The sequence below is a fragment of the Gulosibacter hominis genome, from assembly GCF_904842695.1.
In the GTDB taxonomy this organism is placed as follows: domain Bacteria; phylum Actinomycetota; class Actinomycetes; order Actinomycetales; family Microbacteriaceae; genus Gulosibacter; species Gulosibacter hominis.
In genome coordinates, this window is the sequence record NZ_CAJGWQ010000002.1 from 82,289 (window position 1) to 101,815 (window position 19,527).

The 19,527-nt window shown below is 61.0% G+C and carries 16 protein-coding genes; 9 read left to right on the forward strand and 7 right to left on the reverse strand.

Annotation, left to right across the window (positions count from 1 at the left end; translation table 11 throughout):
- The first annotated feature begins 31 nt into the window (after positions 1-31).
- The 4 genes from ilvD to ilvC all read left to right on the forward strand — a co-directional run bounded on the left by ilvD (position 32) and on the right by ilvC (position 5,196).
- Positions 32-1,735, forward strand: a complete 1,704-nt coding sequence (gene ilvD / locus JMV54_RS02660; protein ID WP_201517360.1) for a dihydroxy-acid dehydratase — start codon at positions 32-34, stop codon at positions 1,733-1,735.
- 93 nt (positions 1,736-1,828) lie between these two features.
- Positions 1,829-3,604, forward strand: a complete 1,776-nt coding sequence (locus JMV54_RS02665; RefSeq protein ID WP_201517361.1) for an acetolactate synthase large subunit — start codon at positions 1,829-1,831, stop codon at positions 3,602-3,604.
- Positions 3,605-3,609: 5 nt separating this feature from the next.
- Positions 3,610-4,119 (forward strand): acetolactate synthase small subunit, encoded by a 510-nt coding sequence (gene ilvN / locus JMV54_RS02670; protein WP_201517362.1) that lies wholly within the window; start codon positions 3,610-3,612, stop codon positions 4,117-4,119.
- Positions 4,120-4,170: 51 nt separating this feature from the next.
- Complete coding sequence (ilvC, locus tag JMV54_RS02675; protein WP_201517363.1) at positions 4,171-5,196, forward strand: ketol-acid reductoisomerase; 1,026 nt, start codon at positions 4,171-4,173, stop codon at positions 5,194-5,196.
- 383 nt (positions 5,197-5,579) lie between these two features.
- On the opposite strand, the gene JMV54_RS02680 is transcribed toward ilvC, so the two are convergent.
- Positions 5,580-7,289: an amidase gene (locus JMV54_RS02680; protein WP_201517471.1), complete on the reverse strand. Its 1,710-nt coding sequence runs from the start codon at positions 7,287-7,289 to the stop codon at positions 5,580-5,582.
- 156 nt (positions 7,290-7,445) lie between these two features.
- Here JMV54_RS02680 and JMV54_RS02685 point away from each other — a divergent pair, with 156 nt between their 5' ends.
- From JMV54_RS02685 to JMV54_RS02700, 4 genes are all read left to right on the forward strand, one after another.
- Positions 7,446-9,254 carry an ABC transporter ATP-binding protein gene (locus JMV54_RS02685; RefSeq protein ID WP_201517364.1) on the forward strand — a complete coding sequence of 603 codons (1,809 nt, stop codon included), beginning with the start codon at positions 7,446-7,448 and terminating at the stop codon, positions 9,252-9,254.
- A gap of 93 nt (positions 9,255-9,347) precedes the next feature.
- Positions 9,348-10,403, forward strand: coding sequence for a 3-isopropylmalate dehydrogenase (locus JMV54_RS02690; RefSeq protein WP_201517365.1), 1,056 nt, complete (start codon positions 9,348-9,350; stop codon positions 10,401-10,403).
- A 45-nt stretch (positions 10,404-10,448) separates the two neighbouring features.
- Positions 10,449-11,537: a branched-chain amino acid aminotransferase gene (locus tag JMV54_RS02695; RefSeq protein ID WP_201517366.1), complete on the forward strand. Its 1,089-nt coding sequence runs from the start codon at positions 10,449-10,451 to the stop codon at positions 11,535-11,537.
- A gap of 27 nt (positions 11,538-11,564) precedes the next feature.
- Positions 11,565-11,984: a hypothetical protein gene (locus JMV54_RS02700; protein ID WP_201517367.1), complete on the forward strand. Its 420-nt coding sequence runs from the start codon at positions 11,565-11,567 to the stop codon at positions 11,982-11,984.
- A 7-nt stretch (positions 11,985-11,991) separates the two neighbouring features.
- Here the strand turns inward: JMV54_RS02700 and JMV54_RS02705 are convergent, their stop codons facing one another.
- From JMV54_RS02705 to JMV54_RS02725, 5 genes are all read right to left on the reverse strand, one after another.
- Positions 11,992-13,431, reverse strand: a complete 1,440-nt coding sequence (locus JMV54_RS02705; protein WP_201517368.1) for a PucR family transcriptional regulator — start codon at positions 13,429-13,431, stop codon at positions 11,992-11,994.
- A 79-nt stretch (positions 13,432-13,510) separates the two neighbouring features.
- On the reverse strand, positions 13,511-14,053 hold the full coding sequence (locus JMV54_RS02710) for a hypothetical protein (RefSeq protein ID WP_201517369.1): 543 nt from the start codon (positions 14,051-14,053) through the stop codon (positions 13,511-13,513).
- 375 nt (positions 14,054-14,428) lie between these two features.
- Positions 14,429-14,971 carry a hypothetical protein gene (locus JMV54_RS02715; protein WP_201517370.1) on the reverse strand — a complete coding sequence of 181 codons (543 nt, stop codon included), beginning with the start codon at positions 14,969-14,971 and terminating at the stop codon, positions 14,429-14,431.
- Between the two features lie 59 nt (positions 14,972-15,030).
- Complete coding sequence (locus JMV54_RS02720) at positions 15,031-16,689, reverse strand: hypothetical protein (protein WP_201517371.1); 1,659 nt, start codon at positions 16,687-16,689, stop codon at positions 15,031-15,033.
- Positions 16,686-16,988 carry a hypothetical protein gene (locus JMV54_RS02725; protein ID WP_201517372.1) on the reverse strand — a complete coding sequence of 101 codons (303 nt, stop codon included), beginning with the start codon at positions 16,986-16,988 and terminating at the stop codon, positions 16,686-16,688. The genes JMV54_RS02720 and JMV54_RS02725 overlap by 4 nt, the downstream gene beginning before the upstream one ends.
- 330 nt (positions 16,989-17,318) lie before the next feature.
- Here JMV54_RS02725 and gabT point away from each other — a divergent pair, with 330 nt between their 5' ends.
- Positions 17,319-18,644, forward strand: a complete 1,326-nt coding sequence (gene gabT / locus JMV54_RS02730; protein WP_201517373.1) for a 4-aminobutyrate--2-oxoglutarate transaminase — start codon at positions 17,319-17,321, stop codon at positions 18,642-18,644.
- 92 nt (positions 18,645-18,736) lie between these two features.
- Here the strand turns inward: gabT and JMV54_RS02735 are convergent, their stop codons facing one another.
- Positions 18,737-19,393, reverse strand: a complete 657-nt coding sequence (locus JMV54_RS02735; RefSeq protein ID WP_201517374.1) for a TetR/AcrR family transcriptional regulator — start codon at positions 19,391-19,393, stop codon at positions 18,737-18,739.
- Positions 19,394-19,527: the final 134 nt, after the last annotated feature.

Genomic DNA, 19,527 nt, shown 5'->3' on the forward strand with positions numbered 1-19,527 from the left:
GGGTGTCGGCTGGCGCGACTAGACTGGGTTCATGGCCGAACACGAGATCGATATGAAACCGAAGTCGCGCGCTGTTACCGACGGCATTGAAGCCACGGCCGCGCGTGGGATGCTCCGTGCCGTGGGCATGGGCGATGACGACTGGGACAAGCCGCAGATTGGCGTCGCGAGCTCGTGGAATGAGATCACGCCATGCAACCTTTCGCTCGACCGCCTTGCTCAGGCCGCTAAAGAGGGCGTGCACAGCGCCGGCGGCTACCCGCTGCAATTCGGCACCGTGTCGGTGTCGGACGGGATTTCGATGGGGCACGAGGGGATGCACTTTTCGCTCGTGTCGCGCGAGGTGATCGCCGACTCGGTTGAAGTGGTGATGGAAGCCGAGCGGCTCGACGGCTCGGTGCTGCTGGCCGGCTGCGATAAATCGCTACCCGGTATGCTGATGGCCGCGGCCCGCCTGAAGCTGCCGAGCGTGTTCCTCTACGCCGGCACCATCATGCCCGGTCACGTGCGCCTTTCGGACGGCACCGTCAAAGACGATGTCACCATCATCGACGCGTTCGAAGCGGTCGGAGCCTGCAAGGCCGGACTCATGTCGGAGGAAGATCGCAAGAAGATCGAAGAAGCCATTTGCCCCGGTGAGGGTGCCTGCGGTGGTTTTTACACCGCCAACACCATGGCGGCTGTGGCCGAGGCGCTCGGGCTGTCGGTTCCCGGATCAGCCGCGCCGCCGTCGGCCGACCGTCGCCGCGACTACTACGCGCGCAAATCGGGTGAAGCGGTTGTTAACCAGCTGCGTCTGGGGATCACCACCGCCGATATCCTCACCAAGAAGGCGTTTGAAAACGCCATCGCAGTGGTGATGTGCATGGGTGGGTCAACCAACGCGGTGCTGCACCTGCTTGCCATCGCCCGTGAGGCCGAAGTCGACCTCACCCTTGACGATTTCAACCGCATCGCCGACCGCGTCCCGCACCTGGCAGACATGAAACCGTTCGGCAAATACGTCATGAATGACATCGATCACGTCGGCGGTATCCCGGTGGTCATGAAGGCACTGCTCGACGAGGGGCTCATCCACGGTGATGCGCTCACCTGCACCGGCAAAACCGTTGCCGAAAATCTCGAAGAACTCAACCCCGACCCGCTCGACGGTGAGGTCATCCACACGCTCGACAACCCCATTCACGCAACCGGTGGCCTATCGGTGCTGTCGGGTTCGCTCGCACCCGAGGGCGCGGTCGTCAAATCGGCCGGTTTTGACCTCGAGGTGTTTGAGGGCCCGGCGCGCGTGTTCGAGCGCGAACGTGAGGCAATGGATGCGCTCACCCGCGGTGAAATCAAACACGGCGATGTCGTCGTGATTCGCTATGAGGGCCCCAAGGGTGGCCCCGGTATGCGCGAGATGCTCGCCATCACCGCAGCCATCAAGGGTGCGGGCCTCGGCAAGGATGTACTACTCTTGACCGATGGACGATTCTCGGGCGGCACAACCGGCCTGTGCATCGGCCACGTCGCCCCAGAGGCATCGGATGGAGGTCCGATCGCATTCGTGCGCGACGGCGATCTGATTCGGGTCAACATTGCAGCTCGCACCATCGACCTACTCGTTGATGAGGCCGAGCTTGCCACCCGGCGAGAGGGCTGGGAACCGCTTCCTCCGCGATACACGCGCGGCGTCTTGACGAAATTTGCCAAGCTCGTGCGTTCGGCGTCAGAGGGCGCGATTACGGGATAACGCATCCGGTGCTGTCGACACCACACGTTGGCAGCCACTAACCGGTGCGTGCATCCGCAATATTCGACTAACGATCAGGAATGCAGATAGTTCATGTCAACTGAAGCTGACAAGGCAGGTATCGGCGAGCGCATCACCGGCGCCGAGGCGGTTGTTCGGTCACTCGAGCTGCTTGGGGTGACGGATGTGTTCGGTCTGCCAGGCGGCGCCATCCTGCCCGCATACGACGCGATTCTCGATGCACGCACGATCAACCACGTGCTTGTGCGCCACGAACAGGGCGCCGGGCACGCCGCCGAGGGCTACGCCACGGCATCGGGCAAGGTTGGCGTGTGCATCGCCACCTCGGGGCCGGGCGCAACCAACCTGGTGACGGCGCTTGCCGACGCGTATATGGACTCGGTGCCGATGCTGGCGATCACCGGGCAGGTGTTCTCAACACTCATGGGTACCGACGCCTTCCAGGAGGCCGACATTGTCGGCATCACCATGCCGATCACCAAGCACTCATTCATGGTGAAATCGGCCGAAGAAATTCCGGGGGCACTGGCTGCCGCCTACGAACTCGCGGGAACCGGCCGTCCCGGCCCGGTGCTGGTCGACATCACGAAGGATGCGCAGCAGGGCGAGTTTGAATTCCACTGGCCGCCGAAGGTTGATCTGCCCGGCTACCGGCCCATCACCAAGGCGCACGGCAAGCAGATCCTGGCCGCCTGCGAAGCAATTGCCCAAGCATCCAAACCCGTGATTTATGCCGGTGGTGGCATCATTCGCGCCGGCGCATCCGCCGAGCTCATCGAATTCGCCGAGCGCACCGGCGCGCCCGTGGTGACCACGCTTATGGCCCGCGGTGCTTTCCCCGACGGCCACCCGCAAATGCTCGGTATGCCGGGGATGCACGGCACCGTTCCGGCGGTGCTGGCGCTGCAAGAGGCTGACCTGGTGTTCGCAATCGGTGCGCGATTCGACGACCGCGTCACCGGCAAGGCCGAGCTATTCGCTCCCAACGCCCAGATCGTGCACGTCGATATCGACCCCGCCGAAATCTCCAAGATTCGCCTCGCCGACGTGCCCATCGTGGGGGATGCCCGCGAGGTGCTCAACGACCTCAACCGGGCCTACAGCACCGAGCGATTCCCCGAACGAGCCGACCTCGAACAGTGGTGGAACTATCTCAACGGCCTGCGCACCGAGTTCCCGCGCGGCTACACGCCCACGACTGACGGGCTTATTGCACCGCAGAAGGTTATTGAACGCATCAGCGAACTCACCGGACCCGAAGCTATCTACGCCACGGGCGTGGGCCAGCACCAGATGTGGTCGGCACAGTTCCTCACCCTGCAACGGCCGGGATCATTCCTCAACTCGGGCGGTGCCGGCACTATGGGATATTCGGTTCCGGCCGCCATGGGCGCCAAGGTGGCGCAGCCCGACCGGGTGGTGTGGGCGATCGACGGCGACGGATGTTTCCAGATGACCAACCAGGAGATCGCCACCTGTATGGTCAACAACATCCCGATCAAAATCGCCGTCATCAACAACTCGTCGCTCGGTATGGTGCGCCAGTGGCAGACACTGTTCTACGACGGCCGCTACTCGAACACCGAACTCAACACCGGGCACGGGTCGATTCGCGTACCCGACTTCGTGAAACTCGCCGAAGCCTACGGTGCGCTCGGGTTGCGTGTTGAACACGAAGACCAGATCGACGACGCCATCAAACAGGCGCTAGAAACTAACGACCGCACCGTGGTCATCGACTTTGTCGTATCGGCCGATGCGATGGTCTGGCCGATGGTGCCGCAGGGCGTGTCGAACAGCTTTATCCAGTACGCCCGTGACGCCAGCCCAGCATACCAGGGGGAGTAATAAGCATGCCGAAACACATCCTTTCGCTGCTGGTGGAAGACAAGCCCGGTCTGCTCACGCGAGTTGCCGGCCTTTTCGCCCGTCGCGGATTCAACATCGCATCGCTCGCAGTGGGGCAGTCGGAAGTGCCCGGCCTCTCGCGGATGACGGTCGTTGTTGACGTTGATAGTTTTCCACTCGAACAGGTCACAAAACAGCTCAACAAGCTCGTCAACGTGATCAAGATCGTTGAGCTCGAACCCGACTCATCCGTCGAACGCGAGCACATCCTCGTCAAGGTGCGTGTCGATAAGCAGACACGATCCGAGGTGATTGAAGCGGTCAACCTTTTCCGCGCCCGCGTCGTGGACGTAACGCACGATTCGCTCGTCATTGAAACCACCGGTGACAGCGGTAAGGTGCAGGCACTGCTGCGCATGCTTGAGCCGTACGGTATTCGTGAACTCGTACAGTCGGGGCTTATCGCAGTGGGGCGCGGGCCGAAGTCCATCACCGAACGAGTGGGCCGCGCATAGGCCACCGTTCGCTATCGCAACAGACATCGAACACTACAAGGAGCACAGCAAATGGCAGAGATCTACTACGACAACGACGCCGACCTCTCGATCATCCAGGGCAAGAAGGTCGCGGTCATCGGCTATGGCTCGCAGGGCCACGCGCACGCGATGAACCTGCGCGACTCGGGCGTCGAGGTGGTTATTGGTTTGCGTGACGGATCGAAGTCGGTGAAGAAGGCGCAGGAGGACGGCTTTGAGGTGAAGTCGAACGCTGACGCTGCCGCCTGGGCCGACCTGATCATGATCCTCGCCCCCGATCAGACCCAGCGTTCGCTCTACGCGGCTGACATCGAGCCGAACCTGGCGCCGGGCAAGACCCTTGCCTTCGCACACGGTTTCAACATCCGCTTCGGCTACATTCAGGCGCCCGAGGGTGTCGACGTGATTCTCGTGGCGCCGAAGGCTCCCGGCCACACCGTGCGCCGCGAGTTTGTTGCCGGGCGCGGTATCCCCGACATCATCGCCGTTGAGAAGGATGCATCGGGCAGCGCTTGGGAGACCGCCAAGTCGTACGCCAAGGCCATCGGCGGCACCCGCGCTGGTGTCATCAAGACCACCTTCACCGAAGAGACCGAAACCGACCTGTTCGGTGAGCAGGCTGTGCTTTGCGGTGGCACTTCGAAGCTGGTGCAGTACGGCTTTGAGACCCTGGTCGAGGCTGGCTACCAGCCCGAGATCGCTTACTTCGAGGTGCTGCACGAGCTCAAGCTGATCGTCGACCTCATGTGGGAGGGCGGTATTTCGAAGCAGCGCTGGTCGATCTCCGACACCGCCGAGTACGGTGACTACGTTTCGGGCCCGCGCGTGATCGACCCGAGCGTGAAGGAAAACATGAAGGCAGTGCTCGCCGACATCCAGTCGGGTGCATTTGCGCAGCGCTTCATCGACGACCAGGATGCGGGCGCGCCGGAGTTCAAGAAGCTGCGTGCTGAGGGCGAAGGTCACCCGATCGAGAAGACCGGTCACGAACTGCGCAAGCTGTTCTCGTGGTCGTCAACCGATGACGACTACACGGACGGTTCGGTCGCTCGCTAGCGATCGCCTAACCGGGAGGGCCGCGCGTAGTGCGTGGCCCTCCCGCTTTTCCCTGCCGGCTGGGCTGGCCCTGCCGTGCCTACCAGCCCTGCCGCCCCCTGCATCTCTGCAGCTGCTGGCGAGCCCTGCTGGCCCTGCCGTACCCCTGCGTCCCCCTGCATCCCCTGCTGGCTCTGCTGGCCCTGCCGCATCCCTGTACCCCCTGCAGATTTTTGTTTCCTGGATGCAGTTGCTTGCGGAGTTTTGTTTCCTGGCTGCAAATCGGGCCAGTAGGGCATACAAATCCGGGTTTGAGGCGCTTTTTGCAGTCAATTTTTTGATTTCAGGAAACAAAATTCCGCAAACTTGGGCCAGCGCAATGCCGGCTCAGGCGAGCGCCAGCCCTACAACCGCGGGGTGCGGGTCGGCTCGGTGCGACGCGGGCGGAGCGCTTCGAACGCCGCGCCGTAGCGCAGCAGCGCAGTGTCGTCCCAACCGCGGCCCGCGAAAGTGAGCCCCACGGGCATTGCGATATCGTGCATCGTGCCCATGGGCACTGTCACAGTCGGGATCCCCAGGTGCCGCCACACAAGATTGCCATTGGCAACCCAGGTGCCGTTACGCCACCCCAGATCGGCCGACGCCTCATTCACATCCATATCGGCCGGCCCCACATCGGCAACCGCCGGTAGCACCACACCATCGAGTCGCAGTCCCGCAAGCCACTCGTCGAAGTCAATGCGGCGGGTTTCGTTCAGCCCGCGCACGCCCTCGGGAATCAACGGGATTTCGGTCAGCTCCGGCACCCCGTTCACGCGCGCATAGCGGGTGTATTCCTGCACATCGAAGTCGAGCTCGGCATAGCGGTCGGGGAGCGCACCCTCTGGATGCGGGAAGATCTTCGCGCCATCCACCTGCGTCATGCTGTTGAGATTCGGGTCGCCATTGGTCTGCAAAAATTCGTTCCACGACCACAGCGACAGCTCGAGAATTTCACGGTCGAGATAGCCTTCGGGAATGAGCCCGCGCGTCCCAATCGTGGGTGCGCCAGGCCGGTCACCCTCGTAGTTCGACACCACCGGGAAGTCGACCTCGACCACCTCGGCGCCGGCCGCTTCAAGGTCGCGCCGTGCGGCCTCCCACAGCTCGATAACGGATGCTCGCGTTTCAATGGGATGCCCGGTGGGGCCACCGAACCGCGGCTGGTCGCCGGTGCCGGCGATCGGGTCGGCATTGATGTACATGCGCGGCACACCGAAACGTTTGCCGCGCAGCACTTCGGTGGGTTCGGATGCGGCGAGCGCCGGGTAGCTTTCGGGTCGCAGTTCGTGCACGGGCGGGATTTCAATCCACGGCTGCACGCGCCAAAAATCACCTCGTGTGGTGTGGTCGTCGGCGACGATCACATCGAGCACCTCGAGCAGGTCTGCCATGGTGCGGGCGTGAGGCGCGACCACATCCATGGTGGGTACGAGCGGCCAGTTGCCGCGAATCGAAATGACGCCCCACGAGGGGGTGTAGGTGCACAGCGCATTGTTCGAAGCTGGCCCGCGGCCTGACGACCACGTTTCTTCACCGAGCCCGAACGCGGCGAAGCTGGCGGCGGTTGCGGTGCCTGAGCCATTCGATGATCCCGACCCGAACGGGGCGGTGAGGTAGTCGGCGTTGTAGGGGCTTTCGGCGCGGCCGTAAACGCCGCGCTGCATACCGCCGTTGGCCATGGGCGGCATATTGGTGAGACCGAGCAAAATTGCGCCGCCGGCACGCAGCCGCTCGATTGTGAACGCATCCCGGCCCGCAACCAGGTGCTCAAATGCCGGGGATCCGGCGGCCACGGTCAATCCGCGTGCCGCGTAGCTGTCTTTGGCGGTGAAGGGGATGCCGTCGAGCGGGCCGAGCAGCTCGCCGGCGCGGCGGCGTTCATCGGATGCGGCGGCTTCATCGAGCGCGTCGGGATTGTCGACAACGATCGCGTTCAATCGGATGCCGGCACGGTCGTAGGTATTGATGCGGTCTAGATAGGCCCGTACCAGTTCGACACTCGTGACCTTGCCGGTCTCGAGGTCATGGCGCAATTGCGCGATCGGGGCCTCGACGACGTCGTACTTCGCCACCACTCGCCACTCCTTCGTCTGCGGGTTGGGTCGCTGTGTTGCGTTGCCGGGATGGCTGCTGCACACAGCGGCTAAACGTTCGTCATTTTCGCAGGGGCGTCGGTGTGGCGCAAATATTGCGTCGCGCCGATACGGCCGCGGTGTACAGTCGCCTAAATGCGATCAGTACTTCGTCTCATCCGGTTTACGAACGAGCTTCGTGGGCTGTACCTGATTATCATCGTCTGCTCGGTGGCGGCCGCGATTGGTACTTTGGCGGTGCCGTTCATTATCGGTGCGGCAACCGATGTCATCGTTGACATCGTCAATGGCCGGGTCGCGTTTGCTGATGGCATCGTCGCCACCATGTGGTTTGCGGTGGCGTTCTTGATCGCTGAGTTGGCGGTCACGCTCATCACTTCGGTTGGGGGATGGTTTGGCGACCTGATGAGTGAGCGGATGCGGCAGATCCTGTCGAACCGCTATTTCGACAAGCTACTGCAGCTGCCACAGCGCTATTTTGACGACAACCTCACTGGCACGATCGTTTCGCGGCTTGACCGAACGATTACTGAGGTGACTCATTTTGCGAAGTCGTTCGCCAATAATTTTTTCACCATGATTATCACTACTGTCGCGGTGCTGGTGATTTCAGGGTTTTATGCGTGGCCGTTGGCGCTATTGCTGCTGGTTATTTTTCCGGTGTATGTGTGGCTTACCGCGCTGACTTCGCGTCGCTGGCAGGTGTATGAGGGTGAAAAGAACGCTGAGGTGGATGCGGCGCGCGGCCGGTTTACCGAGGTAGTCAGCCAGATGCCCGTGGTGAAATCATTTGCGCAGGAGCGTCGTGAGCGTGACTATTTTCATGCCCGTTTTGCGCGTACGGTTGCGATTACTCGCGATCAATCGCGGCACTGGCATTTCATGGATGCGCTGCGTCGCGCTGCCTTGAACCTCATATTTTTCGGTATCTACGCGATTATTTTTGTGCTTACCGCGCAGGGGCAGTTCACTCTCGGCGTGATGGTGCTGCTCATTCAGCTGATGAATATGGCGCGACAACCGGTGACCATGATGAGTTACATCATCGACACGGCCCAGCATGCGCTCGCGGGGTCACGTGACTATTTCAGTGTGATGGAGCTCGAACCCGATCCGCGCGAATTGCTTAGCCAAGAGATGGCTGGCGGCGAGTTGGCACCGAAGCCGGGCAGCGCGGCTATCGAGTTTTCGCGCGTGAATTTTGCTTATGATTCTGAGTCGGTGCTTCGCAATCTGAGTTTTTCGGTTGCGGAGGGTGAGCGAATTGCGCTGGTGAGTGAGTCGGGCGGTGGCAAATCGACGATCGTGAGCGTCTTGCTCGGGTTTTATCCGGTCGCTGATGGTCATGTTCGTCTCTTCGGCCATGACACGGCCGAACTCCACATGGCAAAACTCCGCGAAAAAATTGGTGTGGTGTTCCAGGACGCATCGCTGTTTTCGGGCACCATTCGTGAAAACATTGCCTATGCTCGCCCCGATGCGAGTGATGCAGAAATTATTGCGGCGGCGAAACGCGCCAATGCCTGGGCATTTATTGCTCGGTCGCCGGAGGGGCTCGACACGGTTATTGGTGAGCGCGGCCTGAAACTTTCTGGTGGCCAGAAGCAGCGTATTGCGGTGGCGCGGGCCATGTTGAAGGATGCGCCGGTGCTGATCCTTGATGAGGCCACCTCGGCGTTGGATACCAAGTCGGAGCGGCTGGTGCAGGCGGGGATTGATGAGCTGATGCGTGGCCGAACCAGCTTGATTATTGCGCACCGGTTGTCGACTATTTCGTCGGTTGATCGCATCATTACCCTGCGGCACGGTGAAATTGATGAGGTGGGGTCGCCGGCCGAACTGGCCACCACCGGCGGTATTTATGCCGAGCTTTTGGCGCTGCAGCAAGAGGGAACTGCCCGGTCAAAGAAGGCGCTGCGCGAGCGCTACGGTATTCGCGGCTAGGGCGGCGTCGGCTGTCCGTCGCCGTGGGCACGAACGCGTCGGTGGAGCGGAGTAGGCTGGGGAGAACAAACTTCAGCGCTGAAAGGATGCGGTGTGGCACGCGAGTCTCTAGATCTGGCCATTATTGAGGGCGACGGTATCGGCCCCGAGGTGATTGGTGAGGCCCGCAAGGTGCTGCGGGCGGTACTGCCCGAGTCGGTGCAGCTCACCGAAACCGAATACCCCTTCGGGGCGTCGCACTACCTCGCCACCGGCGAGGTGCTGAGCGATGAGTCGCTCGAAAAACTGCGCGGCCACGACGCGATCCTGCTGGGTGCAGTGGGTGGCGACCCCAACGATCCGAAGCTTGCCGGCGGCATCCTCGAGCGCGGTCTGCTTTTGAAGCTGCGGTTCGCGTTTGATCACTACATCAATCTGCGTCCCTCGCGACTGTGGCCGAGCGCGGTGAGTCCGCTGGCGAACCCCGGTGAAATTGATTTTGTGGTGGTGCGTGAGGGCACCGAGGGGCTGTATGTCGGTAATGGCGGCAGCGTTCGCGTGGGCACCGAACACGAGATCGCCAATGAACTCTCGGTCAACACCGCGCACGGTGTGGAGCGCACCGTTCGCTACGCTTTCGAGCTCGCGATGACCCGCAATAAGCGCCTCACACTGGTGCATAAGAAAAACGTGCTCGTCTACGCGGGTGCAATGTGGAACCGCATCGTCAACGAAGTGGCCACCGAATACCCCGAGGTGACGGTCGACTACCTGCACATTGATGCCGCAACGATCTTTTTCGTGACCAATCCATCACGCTTCGATGTGTTGGTGACCGACAATATTTTTGGTGACATCATCACCGACCTCGCCGGTGCCGTTACGGGCGGCATCGGCCTCGCTGCATCGGGCAACCTCAACCCCGAGGGCAAGTTCCCGAGCATGTTCGAGCCGGTGCACGGCTCGGCCCCCGATATCGCCGGCACCGGCAAAGCCGACCCCACAGCGGCCATCCTCTCGGTGGCGCTGCTGCTGCGGCACTTCGGTTTTACGGCCGAAGCCGACCGTGTTGAGGCGGCCTGTGAGCGCGACCTGCGCAACCGCATCGATGCCCCAGCTCGCACCACCGGTGAAATCGGCTCGGCAATCACCGAGCTATTGACGGCATAGCCACCACCGGCAAACAATTTTTTCGACATCTACGAAAGCTGAATTATGACCGCCGCGAACTTCCGCATTGAACGCAACCCCAACCCGACAAGTGATGCCGACCTTGCCAAGGCGTTTGAAAACCCCGGCTTCGGCAACTATTTCACCGATCACATGGCGATGATCGACTGGACCCTCGCCGAAGGCTGGCAGGATCCGCGCATCGTGCCCTACGGTCCGCTCACACTCAATCCGGCCAACGCGGTCTTCCACTATGGCCAGGAGATTTTCGAGGGGCTCAAGGCTTACCGCCACGCTGACGGTTCGGTGCACACCTTCCGACCCGAGCGCAACGCCGCGCGGCTACAGGCCTCGGCCCGTCGCCTGGCGCTGCCCGAGCTTCCCACCGAGCTGTTTGTGGAAGCGATTCGCCAGCTGGTGCAGGTGGACGAGCGCTGGGTGCCGCCGCATGGCAAGCAGCAGTCGCTGTATCTGCGTCCGTTCATGATTGCGAACGAAGACTTCCTGGGTGTGCGCGCCGCCGAAACGGCGACCTTTATGGTGATTGCCTGCCCGGTGGGTTCGTATTTCAGCGACCCCACGCGTCCGGTGAACATTTGGCTCGAAACCGAATATTCGCGCGCCGGCCGCGGCGGCACCGGTTCGGCAAAGTGTGGCGGGAACTATGCCGCTTCGATGCTGCCGCAGCGAATCGCCTACGACAAGGGATGCGAGCAGGTGCTCTTCCTCGATTCGTGCAGCGAAACCTATCTCGAAGAGCTCGGCGGGATGAACGTGGTGCTTGTGCTTGATGACGGCACTGTGATCACCCCCAAATCAGATTCAATCTTGCCGGGGATCACCCGCGACAGTGTGCTCGAACTTTGCGAGCAAGCTGGCCGCAAGGTCGAGCGCCGTCAGATTTCGATTATCGAGTGGCGTGAGGGCGTTGAGTCGGGTCGGGTCGTCGAAGCGATCGCCATCGGTACCGCAGCGGTGATTTCGCCGATCGGTGAGCTGCGCGCCCCCGATTTCACAATCGCCAACCCTCCGGTTACCGAAGAATCATTCTCGATGCGGATCCGGTCGCTGCTCACCGGCATCCAGAATGGTATCGAGCCTGACACCAACAATTGGCTGGTGAAACTCGTCTAACGCAACCCGACCAGATGGAGCGAACACATGGCAGTGGCCAACCCCGGCGACAATTCTCGGTTCCCCGTTGCCCGGATGGTGTCAATTGCGGCGCTGGTGGTAGTGGCAATCGCTTGGTTGATGCTCGTTGGAATGGTCGCGCAGGAAAAACCGCGCGCCAGTATCGGCGGAGCGGAGGAGGAACTTGTCTGCGCGCCGCTCGGTGGTGCCTCGTATGTGTACCCCGTGGTTGAGGGGTTGGGGCAGGCTCGCGGCGACCGAGATCTTTCTGCTTCGGTCGCAGAACAGCGACTGGCAGAGATTGCCGCCGAGCAAAAACTCCTCGCACGCTGCGAAATGGCCCGCGAAAATCAGCAAGTGAAATTCAATACTGTGCTCGTGGTTGGCGCCACCGTCACCGTGGTGACAGCGATGCTGTGCATACGCCCGAGGCGCTCACGCGATTAAGCGGCCGCTACTCGCTGCGGTTGAGCCGCCGCGCGGTGCGCGCCAGGGTGAGCTGCACCGCATCCGGGGTGCTGCGCGGGTCGAGGCCCGTGAGCCGGTAGATCTGCTCAATGCGATAGCGCACCGTATTGCGGTGGGTGCCGAGTTTTGCCGCAACCTCGTTGATCGCGCCCGAGTGATTGAGCACGGCATCAAGGGTTTCGACCAGTTGCGAGCCGTGTTCGGCGTCGGCGCGCTCGAGCGGTTCGAGCACCGAGGCCGCAAATTCGAGCACGGGAGCTTTCGCGGCCGCGAGCATGAGCGAGGCAATCGACAGTCTGCCCGCGGTTGAAATCACCTCGTCAGCATTGCGGTCGAGGGCATCGATCGCTTCAAACCAGCTCCATCGCAGTGGCGCGGCGGCGGGGTAGGGGCCGCCGATGCCGATGCGCGCGCCGACACCGGCGGCGCGGGTTGCGGCCAGCAGCGCCTCGGCCGCTTTACGTGGGGGATGCATGGCCGGCACCGCAACGGCCAGCTTGTTTTCATGCATCCCGGCCGCCAGGCCATCGAGCGATGATGGCAGCGGCAGGGATGCGAGTGCATTGGGGCGTTTGCCATCATCGGCAACGACAATGAGCCGGTAGCTCGTTGCTGGGTCGAGGCCGATTGATTCGAGTCGGGGTGTGACGCGTTCGTCTGGCAGCCGCCCTTCGATGAGGTCGCTGAGCACCTGGCCGTTTCGTTCGCGAAGTTTGCGCAGATCGCGCGTGACCTGCGCCAGGTGGAGGCCGATGAGCGAGCGCGCCGAAAGTAGCAGCGCGCGGTTGCTGTGGGGGAGGGACACGTGCAGGGTGGCTTGTGCGCGTGAGCCCACCGCGATGGGCATTGCCTCCCAGCCGGTGATGCGGTTGTCGTCCACTTCGAGGCTGCCCGAAACGATTTCGCCGTTGAAACTCAGCGCGATGTGGGCGCCGGTATCGTGGCCGAGCCGGTCGAGCATTGCGCCAATCCCACCGTCGCCCAGCAGTGCTTCAACCAGTCGCTGTTGGCGGCGGTGCTGTGATTCGAGTCGGGCGAACTCTTGTGTGGCCTGTGCTGCGGCAACTTTGCGGGCGATTGCGGTGAATGAGAGCTTGGCTGGGACTTCGAGCACCGGTAGGTCGCGGCGACGAGCTTCGTCGAGCAGCACCTCGGGTATTTCGGCATGGGTGAATCCCACCCCGAAAGCGACCCCGCACGAACCCGCCTGCCGAACCGCCTCGAGGAAGGTGCGGATCGAGCGGATCGAGCGCAGCCGCATCCCGGTGGTGCACACCAGCTCACCACCGGTGAGGAACTGTGAGGGATCGATGAGCTCGGTTGCGGCAGCCCATTCCACCGGCCGCTGCAGAAGTGTGCCGCCGCCGCTGCGCAGCTTCAAACCGAGTTGGGGGTCGGCGACGAGATCCGCAATCGTGATGGCCATAGTCCAAGTCTAGTTGGGTGTCGTGCGGATGCACGACAGGCGCCATGGATGTGGTGCGCCTGCCCATCTGATGCTGTGATTAGATTTTCCGCCCCGGTGGCATCGTTTCGGGAATGAAACACGGGCTCCAGACATCAACACTGATGATATGGCGGGTGCTGTCGCTTGGGAGAACGTAGCTGATGAGAACTTGGTAGCCGTCGGCGGTGATCAGCTGTGTCATACTCGAAGGGTCTTCAGGAATACTGTCGGGGTCGAACTCCAGGTTGGGGGAGTGGGTGACGTCCTGGTAAAGCTGGTCAACGATTTCTTCGACGGGGGCGCCTTCGTCGAGGCGGGCGGAAAATGAGCCTGGGTATTGGTATCCGGAGGAATTGTCGTCGGATTGCCAGGACTCGGCAGACAGGATGGGCTTGCAGGGGAGAAGCGGGCTTGCCGGCGCGTCCTGCCAGGGCGAATTGAGATCGTTAGTGCTCAAATACTCCGGCGGCATTAGTTCGTAGATCACCTGCTGAATCTCTTGTGATCGTGACTTCATCTCGGTAGCTGCAGCAGTCGGAATCGGCTCGGCACCTCCACCGCATCCCGTTAACAACATGACCGCAACTGCTGAGGTCAGCACTTTGGGTAGCTGCCGGGTTCGGAACGGTCGATGAGCGCGAGCCTTGTCATTAGTTCGTCTCAATTGCTGATCTCTTCCAGAATCGCGTCGAGCCCGCCGCGGCTGAGCAGAGCCTCAAACAGCCGCTGCTGGCGACAGTGCTGCGAATCGAGCGAAGCCGCATCCCGGTGGTGCACAACTAGCTCGCCGCCGGTGAGAAATTGCGAGGGGTCGATAAGTTCGGTAGCGGCCGCCTACTGCAACCGGTTGCTGCAGCAGGGGGGTGCTGCCGCTGCGCAGCTTCAGTACGAGGCGACTGTGAGTCACAAGATCGACGATGGCGATGGGCATAGCGCGAGCCTAGTCATTGGTGCGACCGCTTATGCGGCGGTGTGCTTAGAGCTTCCCGCCGGGTGGCATCGTTTCAGGGATGAAACACGGGCTCCAGACGTAGACGCTAACGATGTAGCGGCTTGAGCCGCTGGGGAGCATGTAGCTGATCATGACTTGGTAGCCGTCGGTGCTCACAAACTGGGTGCGTTTAGTGGGGTGTTCGGGAATCGAGTCGGGGTCGAACTCCAGGTCGGGGGAGTGGATGACGTCCTGGTAAAGCTGGTCAACGATTTCTTCGACGGGGGCGCCTTCGTCGAGGCGGGCGGAAAATGAGCCTGGGTACTGGTATCCGGAAGAATTGTCGTCGGATTGCCAGGACTCGGCAGACAGGATGGGCTTGCAGGGGAGAAGCGGGCTTGCCGGCGTGGCCTTCCAAGGCGAATTGAGATCGTTAGCGCTCAAATACTCCGGCGGCATTAGTTCGTAGATCACCTGCTGAATCTCTTGCGATCGAGACTTCATCTCGGTAGCTGCAGCAGTCGGAATCGGCTCGGCACCTCCACCGCATCCCGTTAACAACATGACCGCAACTGCTGAGGTCAGCACTTTGGGTAGCTGCCGGGTTCGGAACGGTCGATGAGCGCGAGCCTTGTCATTAGTTCGTCTCAATTGCTGATCTCTTCCAGAATCGCGTCGACTCCGTTCTGGTTCGTTTCGGGCCCTTGCGCAACGCGAATGTGCCCTTTAATCGCACCGTTGATGATATGTGGTTCGAGGGTGATGTTTGCAAACTCCGGTCTATTGTGTGGTGTACGCGTGTAGGGGTCAAGGAGATTTATAAAGTCATTCTTGTATTGGATGTGAGCGTAATCGGTATTCGGGTTCCCGACCCAGTCGTCGACCAAGTATGAGCCGCCCAATGAGATAGATTCGTCGACGACCATCCCCAGCGCTTCAGCTGCGGATAACTTGGTAACCCCAGCGCTGTGGCCGATAACCGAGGTCTGAGTCTGATCGCCGTAATCTTCCAGCTGTATGAGCCGTTGTAGGTCATATACGCGCTCTCCACGCTCGCGCATTTCGTTTGGAGACGAGTTGGCGCCTTCTCCCGCCCACGTCGACCAGGGGCCGTCCTTGATAGTGAAAACCACTGCGCTTTCATCGAGCCGTTGGAGCTGCGCCACGATTGCTTCAGGAAGCAGGGTGATGTCCGACGAGAAGCTACCGAAGTCAGTGGAGGTTCCGGGCACGTAGCTAATCACGTGGTCGGGGGTGGTTTTGAGGTCGCCGTTGACTGCGATGACGCTGTCATTGTCAGGGTCGAACTTGACTGCACCGCCACTCTCGAGTAAATACTCGGCAGCTTTTCGTTTCTCACGGATATCTTCAAGCCGTCGGATCTCTTGTGCTTGTTCTTCCGTGTAGGAAATGACGCCGTGGCGGCTCCATGCGGTGCCACTTTCTGCTTTGGCTTCGTCCTGGATTCGCTGCAACTCAGCTTCCAGATCTGGATGAGCTGAGTAGCTCTTCTCGATAAAATCTTGCAGGTTTTGATCGTTTGCTTCCTTACGCACTGCAAACGGGATGCCCGGGAGGTTGCCGATGATGTCTGGAAAGCTCGACAAGATCTGCCGCCGCTGCTCCTCGCTCAGTGAATCCCAGATCGCTCGCACCTCGGCGGGGCCATAGCTACCCCACTGCTCTACATCGTGGCGTGAGACAATGGTCGTCGTGGAACTGCCCGACGCTTCTGCCGACACCCGTTTATTGGTGCAGATCGAAACGACTTCGGCCAGGCTGGATTTCAAACGATCCCGCGTTTCTTGGGCCTCCTGGAGTAGGCGATCGACCGTTGCTTGAACGAACGCCTGTGCTCGTTTGGCTTCGCCATACATTAATTGAATACCAGCAAGGTACGAAGTTTGTGCAGGGATATCCGTGGAGACGTTAACAGAACCAATTGCCTTGCGCAGCCACTCCTGAATTTCAACATTGCCGGCGTCGTCGATTGTAAGTGAGTTGGCAGCAATTCGAGCGTCGGTTGCTCCCACTTCTAAGGCGATCTGCTCCACAGATTCCGCAGCAGTGTTGAGGGCGTGCATCAGCGCAGTCAGTGCAGTCTCGGCGACATCTGTTTCGTTCGCAAGTACGTAGAGCGAACCGCGAAGCGCATCGGCAGTGTGCCCTTCGCTCGACACGCCTCGCATCACAGAAATGATGTCGTTGCCGGCCAGTTCGAGCTTCGTCTGCAAATACTGCGCTTCACGATATGCGTCCTCAAGAGGTGTATCGCGCCACTCGCGCAGGTGGGCCCAGTTTGTCATTGCATTCCCAATCGAATGCCATCGAAGACGGCTGCATAGTCTTCGTCAGCATTCGTGAAGTCGTTGGCTGCTAGATGGCAAGCCTCGCTGGTTTCGTCGCAGCATTTGGCCATGTCACGAATGAACGATTCAAGCTCGTCCATTGCGGAACTAAGGTCCGCTTGGCTGCCGCCCGGCATTGCCAGGTCTTCGGCAGCGCGGCACTCATCAAGTCTTGGGTTGGCCAGCTCGGCCCCGACTTCGCCGACGTCGCGACTGGCACGTTCCAATTCACCTTCGAATACAACTAGCTCAGACACGCTGCTCCATTGCTAATAAGCGGATCTTCGGGATGCAAATACGGGTAACTCACTGACATCCTGGCTGCAGGGACGGGGTAATAGCAAGCCATCCGGATTCAAATCCTTCTAGAGGGTGACGAGACTAATCATCAACTCATCTTGAATGAATGCCGCTCATATTTCCGGTATGTAAAGCAGGTGCAGCACGATGGGGTGTGGCGCCGAGTGGGTTATTGGTGCGTCTGCACCAATAACCCGATGCGGGTGGTGCGCCTGCCCATCTGATGCTGTCAATGTTGCGGCGTACAGTTGTGCCAAACGTCGCAGAGTAGCGAAAGGAATAGGGACATGGAGTTCCGTCTAGAGCAGAAGCGCAGCATCGTTACCGAGCTGCCCGGCCCCAAGTCGAAGGAAATTGCAGCACGCCGCGAGCAGTACGTCAGCAACTCGATCGGCTCGTCGCTGCCGAGCTACATCGAGGCCGCGGACGGCGCCATCCTTCGCGACATCGATGGCAACCAGTTCGTTGATTTCGGTTCGGGTATCGGTGTGACCTCGGTTGGTAACTCGAACCCCAAGGTTGTTGCCGCCATCAAGGAAGCTGCCGACGCCGGTTCGCACTTCCAGATCAACACCGCTCCCTACGAGAGCTACATCGACCTCTGCCAGAAGCTCACCGAGCTCACCCCCGGCAGCTTCCCCAAGAAGGCCGCGCTGTTCAACTCGGGTGCTGAGGCGCTCGAAAACGCCGTGAAGATTGCCCGCAAGTACACCGGTCGCGATGCGATCGTCGTGTTCGACCACGCCTTCCACGGCCGCACCAACCTCACCATGGCAATGACTGCCAAGGCCGCCCCCTACAAGGACGGCTTCGGCCCGTTTGCCCCCGAGGTCTACCGCATGCCGGCCAGCTACCCCTACCGTGACGGTCTCACCGGTGAAGAGGCTGCCGCTCGCACCATCAGCGCCATCGAAAAGCAGATCGGTGCCAAGAACGTTGCCGCCATCATCATCGAGCCGCTGCAGGGCGAGGGTGGCTTCCTCGTTCCCGCCGAGGGCTTCCTGCCCGCACTCGTGAAGTTCGCCAACGAAAACGGCATCGTGTTCGTTTCGGACGAGGTGCAGGCTGGTATGTGCCGTACCGGTAAGTGGTTCTGCTCGGAGTGGGAGGGCATCGAGCCCGACCTGGTTACCAGCGCCAAGGGTATTGCCGGTGGTATGCCGCTGTCGGCCGTTATCGGTCGTGCCGAGATCATGGATGCACCGCAGCCCGGCGGCATCGGCGGTACCTACTCGGGTAACCCGATCGCGAACGCTGCCGCGCTCGCCACACTCCAGGCCTACGCAGACGAGAACATGGCCGAGAGCGCGCAGCGCATCGAAGCCAAGATCCGTGAGGTTCTCGAGCCGCTGGTTGCCGAACTCGACACCGTCGGTGAAGTTCGTGGCCGTGGCGCCATGATGGCAATCGAACTCGTGAAGGGCGAGTGCAAGACCCCGAACGCCGACCTGGTGAAGACCGTTGTCGATGAGGCGCTCAAGCAGGGTGTCATGTTCCTCACCTGCGGTACCTACGGCAACGTCATCCGCTTCCTCCCGCCGCTGGTCATCACCGACGAGCTGCTCGAAGATGCGCTCGGCGTGCTCGTTGAGCTGCTGCGCAAGCACTCCTAAGCGCTAGCAAACATAACGGCGGGGTGAGCCGGCTACCCTCGGGTAGCGGTTCACCCCGCCGTTCGTTTCAGTTGCTTTCAGCCGTGGCGGCTCTAGTCGACACCGAGACGTTTGGCAGTCGACTCGACGATGGCGTTAAAACCGATGTCGAACAGTTCGTCGTTGATATCGCGGAGGTTTCGACCACGCTGCGACGCCTCCACCGCCGCAACAAAGTTGGGGGCCACATCCCCCTCATCCCCGGGGTCAAAAATATCGGCCGGTGCGAGCTCATTGAACGCAGCCCCGTAGATAAACGACTCGAGCGCGGCAATGAACGGCAGGCAGGCCTCAAACGGGAAGCCCGCGCGGTGCAGGCCACTCACGACCTGCTCATACATGGCTACGGTGCGCGGTGAATCGGTGACTTCAATAGTTGCCACCGACGAGATCAGCTCGGCATGAGCGACCATTACATCGCGATAGCTTGCGGCCCAGGCTCGGGTTGCCTCGCGCCAGGGTTCGCTGTCGAATGCCGAAGCATCCACCTCGCCCATGATCGAGTCGACAATCCAGCGCAGAATTTCCTGTTTCGAGGTTGCGTGGTTGTAGAGGGCTGACGGGGTGACCGACAGTCGCTGTGCGAGTCGGGTCATGGTGAGCGCTGGCACGCCGTCACTCGTAATGATGCGTCGTGCCGCATCCGTGATTACCTCGCGATTGAGAATGCGCGTGCGCGGCCGCCCAGCGGGACGTCGGTTACCAACCATGTGTTGCCTCCTTGCCACTCAAGCTTAAGGCCAAGCGCGACATAGTGATGGCGCTCGAGCCACAGCAAAAATGGTCCATCTTCGCTACGATGATTCTGACAGCGCGTATTCGCAGCAGATTCACGCCTTTTCAG